Source organism: Microbispora sp. NPDC088329 (assembly GCF_040685655.1).
GTDB lineage: Bacteria > Actinomycetota > Actinomycetes > Streptosporangiales > Streptosporangiaceae > Microbispora.
Map to the genome: position 1 here is coordinate 172,306 of NZ_JBFBIP010000004.1, position 17,118 is coordinate 189,423.

General features: G+C 71.9%; 20 protein-coding genes. 11 read left to right on the forward strand and 9 right to left on the reverse strand.

Annotated features, from left to right (window positions below; genetic code table 11):
- Positions 1-71: 71 nt before the first annotated feature.
- Positions 72-677 (forward strand): hypothetical protein, encoded by a 606-nt coding sequence (locus tag AB0O28_RS10870; protein ID WP_363638679.1) that lies wholly within the window; start codon positions 72-74, stop codon positions 675-677.
- A gap of 3 nt (positions 678-680) precedes the next feature.
- Here the strand turns inward: AB0O28_RS10870 and msrB are convergent, their stop codons facing one another.
- Positions 681-1,082, reverse strand: a complete 402-nt coding sequence (msrB, locus tag AB0O28_RS10875) for a peptide-methionine (R)-S-oxide reductase MsrB (RefSeq protein ID WP_363638681.1) — start codon at positions 1,080-1,082, stop codon at positions 681-683.
- A gap of 205 nt (positions 1,083-1,287) precedes the next feature.
- Here msrB and AB0O28_RS10880 point away from each other — a divergent pair, with 205 nt between their 5' ends.
- The 5 genes from AB0O28_RS10880 to AB0O28_RS10900 all read left to right on the forward strand — a co-directional run bounded on the left by AB0O28_RS10880 (position 1,288) and on the right by AB0O28_RS10900 (position 3,604).
- Entirely contained in the window at positions 1,288-1,479 is a 192-nt protein-coding gene (locus AB0O28_RS10880) for a hypothetical protein (RefSeq protein ID WP_363638683.1), read from the forward strand.
- A 10-nt stretch (positions 1,480-1,489) separates the two neighbouring features.
- Positions 1,490-2,503 (forward strand): non-homologous end-joining DNA ligase, encoded by a 1,014-nt coding sequence (gene ligD, locus AB0O28_RS10885; protein ID WP_363638685.1) that lies wholly within the window; start codon positions 1,490-1,492, stop codon positions 2,501-2,503.
- Positions 2,500-2,745: a GNAT family protein gene (locus AB0O28_RS10890; protein ID WP_363638687.1), complete on the forward strand. Its 246-nt coding sequence runs from the start codon at positions 2,500-2,502 to the stop codon at positions 2,743-2,745. The genes ligD and AB0O28_RS10890 overlap by 4 nt, the downstream gene beginning before the upstream one ends.
- A gap of 298 nt (positions 2,746-3,043) precedes the next feature.
- On the forward strand, positions 3,044-3,211 hold the full coding sequence (locus tag AB0O28_RS10895; RefSeq protein ID WP_363638689.1) for a hypothetical protein: 168 nt from the start codon (positions 3,044-3,046) through the stop codon (positions 3,209-3,211).
- 129 nt (positions 3,212-3,340) lie between these two features.
- Positions 3,341-3,604 carry a hypothetical protein gene (locus tag AB0O28_RS10900; protein ID WP_363638691.1) on the forward strand — a complete coding sequence of 88 codons (264 nt, stop codon included), beginning with the start codon at positions 3,341-3,343 and terminating at the stop codon, positions 3,602-3,604.
- 98 nt (positions 3,605-3,702) lie between these two features.
- On the opposite strand, the gene AB0O28_RS10905 is transcribed toward AB0O28_RS10900, so the two are convergent.
- Together AB0O28_RS10905 and AB0O28_RS10910 are read right to left on the reverse strand one after the other, a co-directional pair.
- Positions 3,703-4,545, reverse strand: a complete 843-nt coding sequence (locus AB0O28_RS10905; protein ID WP_363638693.1) for a tyrosinase family protein — start codon at positions 4,543-4,545, stop codon at positions 3,703-3,705.
- 133 nt (positions 4,546-4,678) lie between these two features.
- Positions 4,679-5,491 (reverse strand): SAM-dependent methyltransferase, encoded by an 813-nt coding sequence (locus tag AB0O28_RS10910; protein WP_363638695.1) that lies wholly within the window; start codon positions 5,489-5,491, stop codon positions 4,679-4,681.
- A gap of 176 nt (positions 5,492-5,667) precedes the next feature.
- On the opposite strand from AB0O28_RS10910, the gene AB0O28_RS10915 reads away from it, so the two are divergent.
- Both AB0O28_RS10915 and AB0O28_RS10920 read left to right on the forward strand, forming a co-directional pair.
- A complete protein-coding gene (locus AB0O28_RS10915) occupies positions 5,668-6,405 on the forward strand; it encodes a pyrimidine reductase family protein (RefSeq protein ID WP_363638697.1) in 738 nt (245 codons plus the stop codon).
- Between the two features lie 16 nt (positions 6,406-6,421).
- Complete coding sequence (locus AB0O28_RS10920; protein WP_363639156.1) at positions 6,422-7,498, forward strand: ATP-dependent DNA ligase; 1,077 nt, start codon at positions 6,422-6,424, stop codon at positions 7,496-7,498.
- 84 nt (positions 7,499-7,582) lie between these two features.
- Here the strand turns inward: AB0O28_RS10920 and AB0O28_RS10925 are convergent, their stop codons facing one another.
- From AB0O28_RS10925 to AB0O28_RS10950, 6 genes are all read right to left on the reverse strand, one after another.
- The gene (locus tag AB0O28_RS10925; protein WP_204047816.1) at positions 7,583-7,891 is read right to left on the reverse strand and encodes an AzlD domain-containing protein; all 309 of its coding nucleotides are present in this window, start codon (positions 7,889-7,891) and stop codon (positions 7,583-7,585) included.
- Positions 7,888-8,643: an AzlC family ABC transporter permease gene (locus AB0O28_RS10930; protein WP_363638699.1), complete on the reverse strand. Its 756-nt coding sequence runs from the start codon at positions 8,641-8,643 to the stop codon at positions 7,888-7,890. Before AB0O28_RS10930 ends, AB0O28_RS10925 begins: the two co-directional genes overlap by 4 nt.
- A 214-nt stretch (positions 8,644-8,857) precedes the next feature.
- A complete protein-coding gene (gene glgX, locus AB0O28_RS10935; RefSeq protein ID WP_363638701.1) occupies positions 8,858-10,975 on the reverse strand; it encodes a glycogen debranching protein GlgX in 2,118 nt (705 codons plus the stop codon).
- A 114-nt stretch (positions 10,976-11,089) separates the two neighbouring features.
- Positions 11,090-11,518 (reverse strand): OsmC family protein, encoded by a 429-nt coding sequence (locus AB0O28_RS10940; RefSeq protein WP_363638703.1) that lies wholly within the window; start codon positions 11,516-11,518, stop codon positions 11,090-11,092.
- Between the two features lie 88 nt (positions 11,519-11,606).
- The gene (locus tag AB0O28_RS10945) at positions 11,607-13,217 is read right to left on the reverse strand and encodes an isovaleryl-CoA dehydrogenase (protein ID WP_363638705.1); all 1,611 of its coding nucleotides are present in this window, start codon (positions 13,215-13,217) and stop codon (positions 11,607-11,609) included.
- Positions 13,218-13,385: 168 nt separating this feature from the next.
- Positions 13,386-14,894, reverse strand: a complete 1,509-nt coding sequence (locus AB0O28_RS10950; RefSeq protein WP_363638707.1) for an ankyrin repeat domain-containing protein — start codon at positions 14,892-14,894, stop codon at positions 13,386-13,388.
- A 247-nt stretch (positions 14,895-15,141) separates the two neighbouring features.
- Between AB0O28_RS10950 and AB0O28_RS10955 the strand changes: the two genes are divergently transcribed.
- The 3 genes from AB0O28_RS10955 to AB0O28_RS10965 all read left to right on the forward strand — a co-directional run bounded on the left by AB0O28_RS10955 (position 15,142) and on the right by AB0O28_RS10965 (position 16,967).
- A complete protein-coding gene (locus AB0O28_RS10955; RefSeq protein WP_363638709.1) occupies positions 15,142-15,654 on the forward strand; it encodes a hypothetical protein in 513 nt (170 codons plus the stop codon).
- A gap of 205 nt (positions 15,655-15,859) precedes the next feature.
- A complete protein-coding gene (locus tag AB0O28_RS10960; RefSeq protein WP_363638711.1) occupies positions 15,860-16,528 on the forward strand; it encodes a DUF1707 domain-containing protein in 669 nt (222 codons plus the stop codon).
- A gap of 91 nt (positions 16,529-16,619) precedes the next feature.
- Positions 16,620-16,967 (forward strand): hypothetical protein, encoded by a 348-nt coding sequence (locus AB0O28_RS10965; RefSeq protein WP_363638713.1) that lies wholly within the window; start codon positions 16,620-16,622, stop codon positions 16,965-16,967.
- Positions 16,968-17,118: the final 151 nt, after the last annotated feature.

Consider the following 17,118-nt stretch of genomic DNA (forward strand, 5'->3'; position numbering starts at 1 on the left):
GTGGAAACGGTCTTGGCCGCCTGAAGTCTTTGCCATACTGTGACGAAGGATCGACGTTCATGTGAGGCAGAGTGGCAAGCGGGCTGGCACGTTCCAGGGGGCGCCGCCGCAAGAGGCGGGCCCGTTCGCACGTCGTCGAGGTGTCCCTCGGGGTGGCCGCCTTCGCCGTCGGAGCCGTCGCGATCGCCTGGCCGTTGTCGCGTTCGGACGCGGCGGCCCCCGAGCGCGCGGTCGCCGCGCCCGCGCCGCAGGCCTCCCCGGCCGGCGAGCTGACCGTCGCGAGCGTCGACACCGGCAAGAAGGCCGACAAGAAGGCGGACGCCAAGCGGGACAAGAAGGCGGCCGAGAAGGCGTCGGGACCGTCGAAGTACACCGACAAGAAGGCGGAGGCCTACTTCCGCAGCAGGTGGAGCGACAAGACGGCCAAGCGGGTCAAGGACATCCGCACCACCGGCGGCTACCTGCGCATCTACACGAACCTGCCGGAGAACGCCGACAACTCCAAGACCGCGATCACCCTGTGCAAGCGCGGCCTGGAGTATCTGGCCGAGCGGGGGGAGGCCAACCCCGTGGTGTTCGTCCAGTCCCGGTTCGGCGAGAACGGCAATCCCGTCCTCGCCAACGTCCTCGGCCCGGACGACGACGACTGCCGGGTCACCTACCCCAAGCCGAAGTGAGCCTCACTCGGCCGGCCGCAGGGTCAGGCAGACGGAGTTGATGCAGTACCGGTCGTCGGTCGGCGTGGGATAGCCCTCGCCGTGGAACACGTGCCCGAGGTGCGAGTCGCAGCGGGCGCAGCGGACCTCCACACGGCGCATCCCCAGCGAGTCGTCCTCGTGCAGGGTCACGGCGTCCGACTCCGACGGTTCGTAGAACGACGGCCAGCCGCAGTGCGACTCGAACTTGGTCTCCGACCGGAACAGCTCCGTTCCGCAGGCGCGGCAGGAGTAGACGCCGACGGTCTTCGTGTCGACGTACTCGCCGCTGAACGGCCGCTCCGTCCCCGCCTGCCGGAGCACCCGGTACTCCTCGGGGGACAGCTGCGCGCGCCACTCGGCGTCGCTCTTGATGACCTTTTCCATGCGTATCACCCTGCCTTCGTCGGCCCCTCGCGGGATTACGAACTCATGAACTCCCCGGACGCCTGAGATCTTCCCCGCACGGGTTCTCGGTGCGAAGCATCCTTTCCCGGGTCTTCCTGCGTCTTCACCGATGAGAGGGCTGATCGCCGTACCCGCGCGGCGGTGGTCGCCCGCACCGCCGTCAGGGCGGCCAAGCACCCGACCCGTGCTGGACGCCGCCGGACGGCGAGAGAAGGCCGCCCGCGGGCGGCCGTCGTGGTCCGTCCCGTCGCGTGCGGCGCCGTCCGAACGCGAGCGCGCCGTACGCGACCACGAGCCGCGCCGCGAGAGCGCGGCCGTGGGAGCGCCCGGTCCGGCCGCCGTCGGCAGCCCGGGACGGACCACCTTCTCCGGGTAGGGTCACGTCCATGGCTTCGCCGTACATCGAGATAGAGGTGGGTGGCCGCACGGTCAAGGTCACCAATCCGGACAAGGTCTACTTCCCGGAGATCGGCGCCACCAAGCGCGATCTGGTGGAGTACTACGTGAGCGTGGGGGACGGCGTGCTGCGCGCCCTGCGGGAACGGCCGACCTACCTCAAGCGGCACCCCGACGGCGTCGGCACGGAGGCGATCTACCAGAAGCGGATGCCCCGGCATCCGGACTGGATCGAGACCGTCACCGTGCGCTTCCCGAGTGGGCGCACCGCCGACGCGTTCTGCCCGACGGAGGTGGCGGCCGTCGCGTGGTGCGCCAACCTCGGCACGATCGACTTCCATCCGTGGCACGCCCGACGCGGCGACCTCGACCACCCCGACGAGCTGCGCATCGACATCGACCCGCAGCCCGGCACCTCGTTCGAGCAGGCCCGCGCGGTGGCCTTCACGGCCAGGGAGATCCTCGACGAGCTGGGCATGACGGGCTTCCCCAAGACCTCGGGCAGCCGCGGCATCCACGTGCACGTGCGCATCGAGCCCCGCTGGACCTTCACCGAGGTGCGGTACGCCGCGATCGCCTTCGCCCGCGAGGTCGAGCGGCGCTCGGACCTCGCGACGAGCGCCTGGTGGAAGGAGGAGCGAGGGGAGAAGGTCTTCATCGACTACAACCAGAACGCCCGCGACCGCACGGTGGTGGCCGCCTACTCGGTCCGGGCGCGGCCCGACGGCAGGGTCTCCGCCCCCGTGACGTGGGAGGAGCTGGCCGGCTGCGACCCGGGCGACTTCGACCTCAAGACGATGCCGGAGCGGTTCGCCAGGCTGGGCGACGTGCAGCGGGCGATCGACGACCGGGCCCACGACATCGGCACGCTGCTGGAGTGGTACGACGCCGACGACCGGGGCGACATGCCGTATCCGCCGAACTATCCGAAGATGCCCGGCGAGCCGAGGCGCGTCCAGCCCAGCAAGGCCAGGCCGGCCGGCGGGGAGAAAGCCGTCGAATGACCCGCAGGCACGCGCATGGCCTGCCGCGGTTCCCTGCCGAGGTGTTCCAGGACAACCACGCCTCTCAGGGCGTGTCCCGCAAACTCGGCTACGAGCACGACGGCATCTCGGTCGGCGCCAGCGGCGACGAGGCCGTGGTTTCCGATCGTCTGCGGCTCACCAGGCAGAAGTGGGCGCAGCGGAACGGGCGGGCGGCAAGAGTCGACGGGATGACAGCGTGCCGCCCGATGTTCGGCCTCTGACCACATCCGCTCACGTCACGAGGCGCTCCGCCGGGCCGCGGGCCGTTGCTTGGTGATCGCGGACGCGACGTTTTTGTCCGCCTGTCTCCGCTCTTGATCGGCTCTTGCACCACCGCGCGGTGTCCCTGGAGACGGGTGCGGGGATGGTCCTGGCGAGCGCTCGCCGACGGGGGAGCGGGCGCTCATCCCCGGGCAAGACCGCGTACGGACGAACCTGGAACACCCAAGAGCCCCGCCCTCGTACCGCTGCCGAGGGCGGGGCCGCCTTGCACAAGACCGAGCGGGGGGAGACAACCGGATGTGCCTGAGCTGCGGCTGCGGCGAGCCTGACGACGACCACGGAAATCCCGACCACATCACCTGGGCGGATCTGGAGAAGGCATCCAGGGCCGCGGACATCAGCCCGGCGCAGGCCGCCGACAACATCAGGTCCGGGATGGCGTCCGTCGGCACGCCACCTTCCTGACACCGGGTCTCCGGCCGCGCGTCCGACGAGGAGGCGGGCCGTTTTCCCCTGAGCTGGACCAGGCGGAAACTCGCTAGACCGATACGTATGGAGAGTGACCAAGTGACAACACCGGTCAAAAGGATCACGATGTCCAAGCCGTTCTGCGCCCTCGCCGGCGTCGGCCCCTACGCCCTGGCCAAGGCCGGCGAGGTGTATGAGGACATGGCCGTCCGTGGTCGCAGGCTCGTCAGCAGGATGAGCCGGGAGGCCGCGCAGGAGTTCGAGGAGACCGCGCACGAGCTGGACGACCTGTCCAGGACCGCGCGTGCGCAGGAGAGGCAGGAGAGGGAGCGGGAGACCGTCGGCCAGGCGACCGGCCGGGCCCGCGCCACGACGTCCACCAGGGCCTGACGCGCGGCCGCGGCCGGCGGTCCTGCCGCGGCCGGCCCGCGTGTGGCCCTGCCCTGTCCGAGGGCGGGGCCACACCGCCGGGGCCCGCCACGCGCGGCTCAGCGCGTCCGCGGCCACACGTCGTCATAGCGGTAGCCCAGCCTCTCGACGTCCAGGACGGCCGCGACCGTGTCGCCGTACCGCGGCAGGCGGCTCTCCTCGGTGACGTTCCCGTACGCCGACCGGACCGGGGCGTCGGGATGGCGCGAGCGCCACAGGTGCCACAGCAGGTCGCCGAAGCAGGCGACGGGCCAGAACAGGGGGTCGTTCGGGGCGGCGGACTGGGCCAGGTCGCCCCCGATGCCCATCTGCACCGCGCCCATATGGATCTCCAGTTGCATGTTGAACACCTGAAAATCCGGATTTTTCAGCATGTTCGCGATGAGCTCGGAGGAGGCCCATGCGGGGATCTTCTCGCCGTCGGCATAGGAACGCCGGAGCGGATGGACCCGCGGAACTTTGGCGGTCCACCCGGCGAACGCGCCGTCGAGCACGGCCTGATCACGCGTGGCGCTTCCGTTTCCCCCGAAATACGCCTTCGACAGCACCGCCGAGCGCTGCGGCGCCCGGCCGTCGAGCGGCCAGTCCCAGTAGGGTACGGACACGGACGGATCGACGCGCTGAAGCTCCCGCTCGAAATCCAGGAGGTATCGGCGCTGCCAGGGCAGGAAGAAGCCGTTGGCGTGGGTGGCCGAGAAGTCGTCCGCGTAGGCCTTGACCAGCGCGTCGTAGGTTCCCCGCGCCTTCAGCTCGCGCACGGCCCGGACGAACGCCTCCCACTGCTGCGTGCTCATGTCGCGGACCCGCCGGCGGGCCGGCGGCCGGGGCGGGTCCGCGTACGCCGCCGTCCCGCGCACCCCGAACGCGATCGCCGCCGTGCCCCACACCGCCGATGCCAGCACTTCCCGCCTGCTCGGCCCGCGCATCTCCGCCCCCAGAATCTCGCCCGGATCCAACGCCTGTCCGACGGGCGGAAAGACTAGAACGAGAAAGCCGCCGGGACGCGAATTTCACGCCGTGTCGGCAAGGACCGGCTCAGGGGACGCGTCCGACCGCGGCGAGGATGTTCGGGCGGCTGAGGTCGACCTCGGCCTCCCATTCCTGCTCCGGCCGCCAGGCGGCCACCGGCACGATTCCGGGTTCGAGCAGCTCCAGCCCGTCGAAGTAGGCGGCGATCTGCGCGTGGTCGCGCGGCTTGGACGACCCCGCGCTCGACCGGCGGTACACCTCCCGCACCTCCCGGTCGGTCCGGCTGCCGACCTGGCCGGTGTAGCCGTGGGAGATGACCAGATAGCTGCCGGGCGCCATGGCCGCGCGGAACGTCGCGACGATGGCCTCCGCCTTGGCGTCGTCCGGCACCACATTGAGGACCGAGAGCATCAGCACGGCGATCGGCCGGGACAGGTCGAGGTGCGCCCGCAGGTCCGGGTCGTCGAGAATCGCCTCCGGGGCGTTGATGTCGCCCTGGACGACGATGGTGCCGGGACTGTCGGCGAGCAGGGCGCGGCCGTGAACCAGCACGATCGGGTCGTTGTCCACGTAGGCGACCCGGGCCTGCGGGGCCACGGACTGGGCGACCTGATGCACGTTCTGCTGGGTCGGCAGCCCGGCGCCGACGTCGAGGAACTGGTCGATCCCCTGCTGGGCGAGAAACCGGACGATGCGCCCGAGGAACTCGCGGTTGGCCCGGGCGAACTCACGCACGTTCGGCACGAGGGAGATCATCTTCTTCGCGGCCTCGCGGTCGGCCTTGAAGTTGTCCTTCCCTCCCAGGAAGTAGTCGTACATTCGCGCGATGCTCGGAGTGTTCGGATCGACGCCCTGTGGTACCTCGCCGTACTCGGTCATGCCCTATGCCTCCCGTCCCCGTTTGTTGATCATCATGCCACCGGGTGCGCCGAGCCGTCCGGCGAATGAGACGAACCGCCGAAGTCGGACGGGCGGCCCCTGCAGAGCGGACCGCCGGAAGGGAGGGCGGGGCGTCGCGGGCGGCCTTGTCGGTGGGGTGTGCCACTGTAGGAGACGTGCGCCGCATCCACCCCTACGCCGAGGTCGAGCCGGACATCCCCGCCGCCTACGCCTACCCGCGCGACCACTGGCTGCGCCTCAACATGGTGGCCAGCGCCGACGGCGCGGCGTGGGCCGACGGCCATTCGGAGGGCCTGTCCGGCCGCGCCGACAAGCGGATCTTCGGACTGCTGCGCGGCCTGGCCGACGTCGTGCTGGCCGGGGCCGCCACCGTCCGCACGGAGGGATATCGCCCGGCCCGCCCGCGCGAGTCGTGGCGGGCGCTGCGGGAGGGCAGGCCCCAGGCGCCGCCCATCGCCGTGGTCACCCGCCGCCTCGACCTCGACCTGGACGCTCCGCTGTTCACCGAGGCCGAGCCGTACGCCCGGACGATCGTGATCACGACGGAGTCGGCGCCGAAGGAGCGCCGCGAGGAGGCGGCGGGCAGGGCCGAGGTGATCGTCGCGGGTGACGAACGGGTGGATTTCGCGACGGCCGTGAGCGAGCTGCGCGACCGGGGGCTCGGCCGCGTCCTGTGCGAGGGCGGCCCCCGGGTGAACGCGCAGCTGGCCGCCGCCGGCCTGGTCGACGAGCTGGCGCTGACCGTGAGCCCGCTGCTGATCGGCGGTGACGCCGCGCGCATACTGGACGGCGTCGCATCGCGCACGCCGCTGACCCTCGCTCAGGTGCTCGAAGAGGACGGCTTCCTCTTCTGCCGATACATCAGGGAGGCACAGGATGAAGCTTCCGGTTGAGCCGCAGATCCCCGACCTGGATCTGCCGGTCGTGCCGCCCATCGCGCCGATGCTCGCCAAGGCCGTCAAAGGGCTGCCGAAGCAGGACGGCACGCTCTACTACGAGCCGAAGTGGGACGGCTTCCGCTGCATCGTCTTCCGCGACGGCGACGAGGTCTTCCTGGGCAGCAGGAACGAGCGGCCCTTCACGCGCTACTTCCCCGAGCTGGTCGAGGCCGTCAGGCGGGAGCTGCCGCCCAAGTGCGTCGTGGACGGCGAGATCGTGCTGATCAGGGGCCAGTCGCTCGACTTCGACGCGCTGCAGCAGCGCATCCACCCCGCGCAGTCCCGGGTGCGCCTGCTGGCCGAGAACACGCCCGCGTCCTTCGTCGCCTTCGATCTGCTCGCCACCGGGACGGAGGACCTCATGGAGGCGCCGTTCTCGGAGCGCAGGGCCCGGCTGGAGGAGATACTGGCGGGCGCGGGCCGCTCCGTACGGCTCACGCCGGTCACCCAGGACGAGGGCCGGGCCGCCGGGTGGTTCGAGGCGTTCGAGGGCGCCGGGCTGGACGGCATCGTCGTCAAGCCGGGCGACCAGCCGTACACGCCGGACAAGCGCGTGATGTTCAAGGTCAAGCACGAGCGGACCGCCGACTGCGTGGTGGCGGGCTACCGCGAGCACAAGTCCGGGCCGGTCGTCGGCTCGCTGCTGCTCGGGCTCTACTCGCCGGACGGCCGCCTGCACCACGTGGGCGTCGCCGCGTCGTTTCCGATGAAGCGGCGTGAGGAACTCGTCGAAGAGCTCGCGCCGTACCGGGTGGAGGACCTGAGCGAGCATCCGTGGGGACACTGGGCCGAGGTCGCGGCGGGCGGCGCCGAGGGCCAGCGCCTGCCCGGCGCCGTCTCACGGTGGAACGCCAAGAAGGACCTGTCGTTCATCCCGCTGCGGCCGGAACGGGTGATCGAGGTGGCCTATGACCACATGGAGGGCGACCGGTTCCGTCACACCGCCCAGTTCCGCCGCTGGCGCCCGGACCGCACCCCCGCGTCCTGCACCTACGAGCAGCTCGAACGCCCGGTGAGCTACGACCTCGACAAGATCCTCGCCCGCTGACCCGCCGGGCGGCGTGCCCCGGCGTCGCGCGCCGATCGCCGTGCTGGTCGCCGCTCCGATCCTGCGGGGGCGTCCTGGCGCGCGTCAGCCGGTCAGCGCGCGGACCGCGGCGGTGACGACGACGGCGACCGCGACGATCACCAGGAACGGCGCGCGCAGCAGCAGCGCGACGGCCGCCGCCGCGAGCCCCGCGGCCCGGGCGTCGACGACGAGTGTGCGGCCGTCGGCGAAGGTCTGCAGGGCGATCAGCGCGGCCAGCGCCGCGATCGGCACCAGCGCGGCCAGCCTGCGCACGAGCGGCCGCTCCAGCACCGCCGCCGGCACCGACAGTCCGAGCAGTTTCACCGCGTAGCACCCGGCGGCGGTGACCACGATCGCGACCCAGACCATCAGCGTCCTCCTCGGGGCGAGCGGCGGGAGAGGAGCCGTGAGGCGGCCAGCACGGCGGGCGCGGCGAGCACGGCCACCAGCACCGGCACCCCCACGGGAACGAAGGGCACGACGGCGAGGGCCAGCACGACGGCCAGCACCGCCACCGCCGCCTCATGACGCGGAAAGGCCGCGGAGGCCGCGGAGGAGGATCGTGCCCGGAGCATGGGGAGGAGCAGGGCGAGGAAGACGGCCGGGCCGGCGGCGTCGAGGCCCCAGGCCGCGGGATCGCCCAGCGCGGTGGCGCCCAGCGCGCCGAGGAACGTCGTGATGTTCCATCCGGCGTACAGGCTGACCCCGGTGACCGTGAACCCGAGCCGGGCGAGGCGCCGGTCGGGCTGGGCCAGGGCCACGGCGGAGGTCTCGTCGATCACCCACTGCGCGGCGAGCGGGCGGACCGCCGCGGGGAGCCCGAGCAACTGCGACAGCCGCAGCCCGTAGAAGGCGTTGCGGACGCCGAGCAGCAGCGCCCCGGCCGCGGCGGCGAGTGGATTCCCGCCAGTGCCGAGCGCGCCCACCAGCGCGAACTGCGACGCCCCCGTGAACACGAACAGCGACAGCACGCACGTCTGGACGACGGTCAGCCCCGCGCCCGCCGAGGTGACGCCGAACGCGAAGCCGGACAGGCCGACGGCCGTGCCCACCCCGAGGGCGTCCCGCACGACCGCCGCCCGGGGCTTCGGCGGCAGGCCGGCCTGCACTGGTGTCGTGGTCACCCGCCTGAGGGTAACGAACTGGGCGGAAAGTCCCTTATATGGGTCAGCGCCGCGTTCATCCCCACCGCCACGTCGGGCAGGGCGGCTCACCGGGCCACGCGCCCGGCCGCGACGGCGGCGAGGCCCCTGTTCCCCCCGGCCGCCGGTGCGCCCCGCGCGCGGGCGCGCGGAGCCACGCGGGCCCGGGTGGCCGGTCCCGGCGCGGCGGTGCGGATCAGCCCGCGCAGACCAGGATCCGCATGGACCGGTCGGCGAGACAGACCTTGGCCCCGGGGGGCAGGGTCTCCTCGGCGTACGGGTCGTCGCGGACCTCTTCGGCGGCGGTGTCGAGGACGGGACGCCAGGCGGCCCCCAGCTCCGGACCTGGGAGGGCGAACGTCAGGTTCTCGTGGTGCGCGTTGATCAGCAGCAGGTACGTCTCGTCGCTGATCCGCTCGCCACGCGGGCCCGGCTCGCTGATCGCCTCGCCGTTCACGTACACCGCCAGGGACTTGGCGTAGCCCGTGTGCCAGTCGCCGTCGGTCATCTCCGCGCCCGAGGGCGTGAGCCAGATGATGTCCCTGCTGCCGTCCCCGACCGGGCGGCCCTGGAAGAACCGGCGCCGCCGGAAGACGGGATGCGCCCGCCGTAACGCGGCCAGGCGGCGGACGAATTCGAGCAGATCGCCCTCCTGCCGGACCAGCGACCAGTCGATCCAGGAGATCTCGTTGTCCTGGCAGTATGCGTTGTTGTTGCCGTGCTGGGTGCGGCCGAACTCGTCGCCCGCAAGCAGCATCGGCACGCCCTGCGACACGAACAGCGTGGTGAGCAGGTTGCGCCGCTGACGCCGGCGCAGCCGTACGATCGCCGGGTCCTCGACCGGGCCCTCGGCGCCGCAGTTCCACGAGCGGTTGTCGTCCGTGCCGTCGCGGTTGCCCTCGCCGTTGGCCTCGTTGTGCTTGTGGTCGTACGACACGAGATCGGTGAGGGTGAACCCGTCGTGGGCGGTCACGAAGTTGATCGAGGCGACCGGGCGGCGGCCGCTGCTGGCGTACAGATCGCTCGACCCGGCCAGGCGCGAGGCGAACTCGGGCAGCGTCTGGGAGGCCCCGCGCCAGAAGTCCCGCACGGAGTCGCGGTACTTGCCGTTCCACTCGGTCCACAGCGGCGGGAAGTTTCCGACCTGGTAGCCGCCGGGGCCGACGTCCCACGGCTCGGCGATGAGCTTGACCTGCGAGATCACCGGGTCCTGCTGGATGAGGTCGAAGAACGCGCTCAGCCGGTCCACGTCGTGCAGTTCCCGCGCCAGCGCGGCGGCGAGGTCGAAGCGGAAGCCGTCCACGTGCATGTCGAGCACCCAGTAGCGCAGCGAGTCCATGATCAGCTGCAGCGCGTGGGGTGAGCGGACGTTCAGCGAGTTGCCGCAGCCGGTGTAGTCGAGGTAGTAGCGGCGGTCCTCCTCGCGCAGGCGGTAGTAGGCCACGTTGTCGATGCCACGGAAGCCGAGCGTCGGGCCCATGTGGTCGCCCTCGGCGGTGTGGTTGTAGACGACGTCAAGGATCACCTCGATCCCCGCCTCGTGCAGGGCGCGCACCATCGCCTTGAACTCCTGGACCTGCTCGCCGCGCTGCCCGGACCCGGCGTACGCGTTGTGCGGCGCCATGTAGGCGATCGTGTTGTAGCCCCAGTAGTTGGTCAGCCCCCGGGCGACCAGGAAGTGCTCGGGCACGAACTGGTGGACGGGCATCAGCTCGACCGCGGTCACGCCGATCGACAGGAGATGATCGAGCACGGCCGGGTGCGCGAGCCCCGCGTAGGTGCCCCGCTGCTCCTCGGGGACCGCGGGATGGCGCATGGTCAGGCCGCGCACGTGCGCCTCGTAGATCACCGTCTCGTGGTACGGCGTGCGGGGCGGCCGGTCGTTGCCCCACTCGAAGAACGGGTTCACGACCACGTTCTTCGGCATGTACGGCGCGGAGTCCTGGGTGTTGAGCCGGGCCGGGTCGGCGAAGTGATACGAGAACAGCGAGTCGTTCCAGCGCACCGAGCCCTCGATCGCCTTGGCGTACGGGTCGAGCAGCAGCTTGGACGGATTGCACCGGTGCCCGTGGTCGGGCCGGTAGGGCCCGTGCACCCGGAAACCGTACCGCTGGCCGGGCATGATCCCCGGCACGTACCCATGCCAGACGAACCCGTCGACCTCGGGCAGGTCGACACGGGTCTCTTCGCCCCTGTCGTCGTACAGGCACAGCTCGACCCGCTCGGCCACCTCCGAGAACACCGAGAAGTTGGTGCCCACACCATCCCAGGCGGCGCCGAGCGGGTAGGGCTCTCCAGGCCAAACCTCGCGCATGTAACCTCATTCTCCACTGCCGGGACGATTCGTGCACCCGCGAGGTCGCCCGACCTCGCACGGGCACGCGGGAGCCCCCGCCGGATCGGGTCCGGCGGGGGCTCCCGCTGGCACTCAGCCGACGAGTTCGGCGTTGAGGCTGATCGTCGTTCCGGCGAGCGCCTGGCTCACCGGGCAGTTCGCCTTGGCCGTCTCGGCGGCCTGCTGGAAGTCCTCGGCCGAGATGCCGGGCACCTGCCCGCGTACGGAGATCACGATGCCGGTGATGCCCTGGCCCGGCTGGAAGGTCACGTCCGCCCGGGTCTCCAGCGACTGCGGCGGCGTGCCGGCCTTGGCCAGGCCGTTCGACAGCGCCATCGAGAAGCACGAGGAGTGGGCGGCGGCGATCAGCTCCTCCGGGCTCGTCTTGCCGTTGGCCTCCTCGGCGCGGGAGGGCCAGGAGACGTCGAAGGTGCCGACCCCGGAGGAGTCGAGCGAAACGGTGCCCGAACCGTCGAGCAGCGCGCCCTTCCACTGCGTCGTCGCGGTACGAGTGGTCGCCATGGCGATATCCCTTCAGTAAGCGAAGCCTATCCACAGTGACCTTAACGCCGCCGCCGGTGCGCCGGGCCCACCGGCATGGCCGGTGGGCTCACGCCGGCGCCGCGCGGTCCAGGATCGCCTCCAGATCGAGGCCGGAGGGCAGCGTGCCGAAGGCCCGTCCCCAGTCGCCGGACAGGCGCGAGGCGCAGAACGCGTCGGCCACCGCGGCGGGGGCGTGCCGTACGAGCAGAGACGCCTGCAGGACCAGCGTCATCTCCTCGGCCACCCGGCGCGCGTCGGCCTCTCCCGCCGAGGCGAGCCTCTTCAGCACCCGCTCGGCCGCGTCGGCGACCCTCCTGTCCTGGGCCGACGCCACTTCGGAGAAGAACGCCTCGACCGCCTCCGGCTCCCTGGCCAGCACCCGCATCAGGTCGAGGGCGGCCACGTTGCCCGAGCCCTCCCAGATGCCGTTGAGCGGCGACTCCCGGAACAGCCGGGGCATCTGCGACTCCTCGACGTACCCGTTGCCGCCGAGGCACTCCAGCGCCTCGGCCGCGTGGACCGGGGCCCGCTTGCACACCCAGTATTTGCCGGCGGCGAGCGCGGCCCGCCGGAACAGGCCCTCGGCCGCGTCCCCCCGGATGGCCCGGTCGGTCGCCCCGGCCAGGCGCATCATGAGCGCGGTCGCCGCCTCCGACTCCAGCGCCAGGTCGGCGAGCACCGAGCGCATCAGCGGCTGCTCGGCCAGCGTCCGGCCGAACGCCGTGCGGTGGCGGGCGTGGTGGAGCGCCTGCGTCAGCCCGTGGCGCATGCCGGCGGCCGAGCCGATCACGCAGTCGAGCCGGGTCATGTTCACCATCTCGATGATCGTCCGGACGCCCCGGCCCTCCTCGCCGACGAGGAAGGCGACGGCGCCCTCGTACTCGACCTCGGCCGAGGCGTTCGACCGGTTGCCGAGCTTGTCCTTCAGCCGCATCAGTCGCACCGCGTTGCGGGTGCCGTCGGGCAGCACGCGGGGCAGCAGGAAGCACGACAGCCCGCCCGGGGCCTGGGCCAGCACCAGGAACACATCGCACATCGGGGCGGAGTTGAACCACTTGTGGCCGGTCAGGGCGAAGCTCCCGTCGCCCAGCGGTTCGGCCCTGGTGGTGTTGGCCCGCACGTCGGAGCCGCCCTGCTTCTCGGTCATGGCCATCCCGGCCAGCACACCGCGCTTGTCCTGCGGCGGGCGCAGCCCGAAGTCGTACGTACGGGAGGCCAGCAGCGGCTCCCACTCCGCCCGCAGCGACGGCGAGTGCCGCAGCGCGGCCACGGCGGCGTACGTCATCGAGATCGGGCAGCCGTGCCCGGCCTCGACCTGAGACCAGGTGAAGAACTTGGCGGCCCTGGCGACGTGCGCCCCCGGCCGGGCCGACGTCCAGGGCGCGGCGTGCACGCCGTTCTCGACCGCGACGGTCATGAGCTCGTGCCATGCCGGGTGGAACTCCACCTCGTCGATCCTGTTGCCGTACCGGTCGTGGGTGCGCAGGACGGGCGGGTGCTCGTTGGCCAGCCGCCCCCACTCCTGGGCCTTCGCCGAACCGGCCAGCAGGCCGAGCCGGCGCAGCTCCCCGGTCGCCCAGTCCGCCCCCTCCCTGGAGAGCCCCTCCAGCAGCGCCTGGTCTGTCGAGACGTCGTGGCCGGTCAGCGGGGGCACCTGGTTGGTCACGTCGTGGGTCACTGGGTCCTCCTGTCGGTGATGCCGGACTCCTCGATGCCGAGTCCGTCAGAGGCCGGGACTCCATCTCAGCATCCCGGGCCGCCGGGATGAACACCCGGGCTCACCCCCCGGGACCGCCGGTTCACGGAATGAGACAGGGCAGGTCCCCGGCCGGCGTTCCGGTGCTCGTCAGGCACCCGAGATCTCCAGACCGAGCTCGTGGGCCGCCTCCAGGGCGAGGTCGCGAGCGTAGTCCTGATCGGCGCCCGCCTCGCACAGCACGCGGTGGACGCCCTCGATCGCGCGCCGGTCCCCGCGCCCGGCCAGGCCCCGCGCGGCCTCGGCCACCGTCGTCAGATCGCGGTCCGCGAGCCGGGTGACCAGTGCGTCCCTGATCCGGGGGGTGTCGGCGGGCAGGCCCGCGATGCCCATCGTCGCCCAGTCGCGCACCTCGTCGGCGGCGCACTCGCTCAGCCGGATCAGCGCGGTCAGGCCGTCCTCGTCGTCGGGCGGCAGGACCGCGGCGAGCGCGACGGGGTCATGGACGGTGGGTTCCCGGCCGGGGGCGCCGACGATGCGCAGCACCTCGGGGAGCGCCCGCTCGTCGGCCCGGTGGCCGAACGCGTGCAGCAGCGCCTCGACGACCGCGGGCTCGCTCTCGTGCCGGGCCATGTCGCGCAGGAGCTTCAGGGTGCGGTCGTGGTAGGGGTCGCGCCCCGCGTCCCGGCCGAAGCTCGTCTCCTTCCCGAACCCCGTCTCCTCGCCGAACTCCGCGAGCACGTCGGCACCGAACTCTCGCCTGACCGGGTCGTCGCTCTCGCACAGCCGGGCCAGCGCGAGGAACGTCTCCTCGTCGTGGCGCGACTGGAGCGCGTGGACGGCCGCCCACCACGTCTCGTCGTCCTCGTCCAGCTCGCGGTAGGGCAGCACGCGCGTGAGCAGCACGTCGGCGGGTGGCCTCAGGCCGAGAGCCGTCTCCAAAGCCGTCGCGATGGCGGCGTGCCCGTGCTGCCGGGTGATCGAATACGCGCGGTCGGCGCCGCGCGCCTCGACCGTCACCCGCCGGGTGCCGTCCGGGGCGGAGCTGTGCGCGGTCAGCACGGTGTGCTCGCCCTCCACCCGCGCGGAGACCTCCTCGCGTATCAGGGCTTCGAGATCCACCGCCGCCAGCCGCGTGGCGATCTCCAGCGGGGTCGCGCCGTCCCAGCCGGGCGCGGACGGGTCGGCGCCGTGCTCGAGCAGGGACCACACGATCCCGTAAGCCCCGAAGATCGTGGCCAGCGTCAGCGGGGTGTCGCCGTCGTCGTCGGCCCGGCCGGGATCGGCCCCGGCGTCGAGCAGGATGTCGGCCGACTCCAGGTTGCCGTTGGCCGCGGCCCACAGCAGGGCCGTCCAGCCGCCCTCCTCCGCCGCGTCGGGGTCGGCGCCGCCGTCGAGCAGCGCCTGCACCGTCTCGGCGTGGTTCCAGCACGCCGCCGCGCAGAGCGGAAGGCCCTCCTCGTGCCCCCCGCTCGGCAGGTCGGGGTCGGCGCCGTACTCCAGGAGCAGCCTGACGATGTCGTGGTGCCCGCCCACGGCCGCCCGGTAGAGCGGCGTGGTCCCCTGAGCGGGGTTCACGGCGGTGTCCGGGCGCAGCATCGTCGCCACCCGAGCGACGTCCCCTCCCGCTATAGCCTCCAGCAACCTGCTGCGGGTCACGCTTCCATGCTCACACAGCCCCTTCCGGGCCTCGTCCCCAGGGAGCGATGCGCCGGCGCATCGGGCGGCGAGGAGGGCCCGCACCGGCCGCGGCGCCCAGGGGACGGGCGGTGGTGGCACCGCCGCGCCGGGAGAGAACCCGCGCTCCGGCTTCTCGACTCGGAGATCATGGAGAGCAGGGAGGCGTCTCTTGCCTTCTTGGCCCGTTTCGGTTGCGTAAGCGTATCCATGTCGTCACTTTGGGTGAGTGACATCAGCCCCCAGGCCCCCTGCCGGCAGCACGACGGGCGGACTCGGCTGCGCCGTCGTCGCCGCTCTCGTCCTGCTCGCCACGATCGTGTACGGGTGCGGCGCCTCCGCCCGCGACAACCAGTCCGCGCCTGCCCCGGGCCGCACCTGGTTCTCCCCTGAACCGTCCTCGGGGGAGTCGCCGCCCGATCGCGGTGGCAACGGCATCGGCGCACCCGCCGGTGCCCCTACCGGTGCCCCCACCGGTGTCCCCACCATGGCCGACGCGGACCAGGCCGGCGATGAGCCCGACGAGTCGCAGGACCCGCCCGCCCCCAGGCGCAAGCCGCGCCACACCGCGCGCCACACCGCGCGCCACACCCCGCGCAGGGAACATCACGACACGGATCCGGCCGATTCGAAGGTCGTCCACGGAGTCCGCCCGGGCGGGTTCTGCGGCGATCCCGGTGCTGTCGGCGTAGCCGGCAACGGCAGGACGTACGTGTGCCGGGACGGCCATTGGCGTCGATGAATCGCCGCCCCGTGATGCGCGGCCGGCCGGTGACGGGCCGCCCACCACGCGGACCGGCCACCGTCATGGAGGCCCTCGTGGTCAGGCATGCGATCACGGCCAGCCGCCCGGGCGACGCAGGGATCGTGTCACAGGATCGTTCGCAGGGAGGAGGGGGATCGCGGCCGGCCGGGATACGGTGAAGGGCGTGAATGATCCGGGTGGTATGCGGGCATCCGACGCCGAACGCGAGGCCGTGGTGGAACGGTTGCGCGTGGCGTCCGCGGAGGGGCGGCTGACCCTCGCGGAACTGACCGAGCGGACCGAGGCCGCCTATCTGGCGCAGACCCACGGCGAGCTCGCCCAGATCACCGCCGACCTGCCGGGGTCGTCACCCGCGCCCGCCTCCGCTCCCGTGGCGCCGGCCGCTCCGCGAGGCGGGATGCGCAAGTGGATCGTGGCGGTGATGGGCGACGCCAAGAGGACCGGCACATGGCGGATCGACGACGGCATCGGCGCGGTCTGCGTGATGGGCGACGTGGTTCTCGACCTGCGGCAGGCCGAGGTGCGCGGGCGTGAGGTGGACATCGTCGCCACCTGCGTGATGGGCGACGTCAAGATCATCGTGCCGGACGGCGTGGACGTCGAGCTCTCCGGCGTCACGATCATGGGGGACAAGAAGGTCCAGGTGGTCGAGGCGCCCCGCGGCCAGTCCGCCCCCGTCGTCAAGGTCACGGCGTACGTACTGATGGGCGACGTGAAGATCATCGGTGACTCCCGGGCCGCGCCGATCAAGCGCGGGTGGTTCGCCTGGAGCGAATGGTGGCAGGAGCGCCGCTGGCACCCGGGCTTCGGGGGACACGAGATTCCCGACCGCCGCCACGGCCTGCACTGATCCGGCCGCACTGATTCCGCCCGCAACGGCCGGCTGTGAACCGGGTGACCGTACGAGGCAACGCGGGGGCGCTCCCGGGGCGTAGTCATCGGTGACCGTTGACCAAGGGATCACCGAGAACCGGGGGCCGCACATGCGCGACCGGGCCGACTTCGAGCGCTACGTGGAACAGCGCTCGGACCGTCTGCTGCGAACGGCCTACCTGTTCTGCCGCGACTGGGCCACGGCCGATGAAAATTTCACCGTGTGTCATCGCCGATTCGCTGAGCGGTCCCGCGATAACGCCCAGTCAGCCCGCGCTCGGAATCATGGGGTCGACGCGAACGGGTGCGCCGGACGCTTGACAGCGGCGCTCTGCCTCGTATTTGCTCCGCCCGACACCACCGCCATCCACTTCAACGGAGAGGGGCTCGATCAGCAGACGAATTGTGAGCGCTAACAATAGGCGCCCTGCGCGGAAGCGACCGGGTTTGCCATGCGACCGCGACGGCACCACGTCATGGCTGTCCATCCTCACGGTCCGCGACGTCCCGGCCGAAAGGTTCTCCGTTTACAGCGGTGGAAGCCGGAGCCGCCGTGCACGGGTCGTC

What these genes read in the sequence shown, in the direction of transcription:
- msrB (WP_363638681.1), bottom strand. Translation starts at nt 1,082, where the DNA reads ATGGAAAAGGTCATCAAGAGCGACGCCGAGTGGCGCGCGCAGCTGTCC.
- ligD (WP_363638685.1), top strand. Translation starts at nt 1,490, where the DNA reads ATGGCTTCGCCGTACATCGAGATAGAGGTGGGTGGCCGCACGGTCAAG.
- AB0O28_RS10890 (WP_363638687.1), top strand. Translation starts at nt 2,500, where the DNA reads ATGACCCGCAGGCACGCGCATGGCCTGCCGCGGTTCCCTGCCGAGGTG.
- AB0O28_RS10895 (WP_363638689.1), top strand. Translation starts at nt 3,044, where the DNA reads ATGTGCCTGAGCTGCGGCTGCGGCGAGCCTGACGACGACCACGGAAAT.
- AB0O28_RS10900 (WP_363638691.1), top strand. Translation starts at nt 3,341, where the DNA reads ATGTCCAAGCCGTTCTGCGCCCTCGCCGGCGTCGGCCCCTACGCCCTG.
- AB0O28_RS10910 (WP_363638695.1), bottom strand. Translation starts at nt 5,491, where the DNA reads ATGACCGAGTACGGCGAGGTACCACAGGGCGTCGATCCGAACACTCCG.
- glgX (WP_363638701.1), bottom strand. Translation starts at nt 10,975, where the DNA reads ATGCGCGAGGTTTGGCCTGGAGAGCCCTACCCGCTCGGCGCCGCCTGG.
- AB0O28_RS10940 (WP_363638703.1), bottom strand. Translation starts at nt 11,518, where the DNA reads ATGGCGACCACTCGTACCGCGACGACGCAGTGGAAGGGCGCGCTGCTC.
- AB0O28_RS10960 (WP_363638711.1), top strand. Translation starts at nt 15,860, where the DNA reads ATGCGGGCATCCGACGCCGAACGCGAGGCCGTGGTGGAACGGTTGCGC.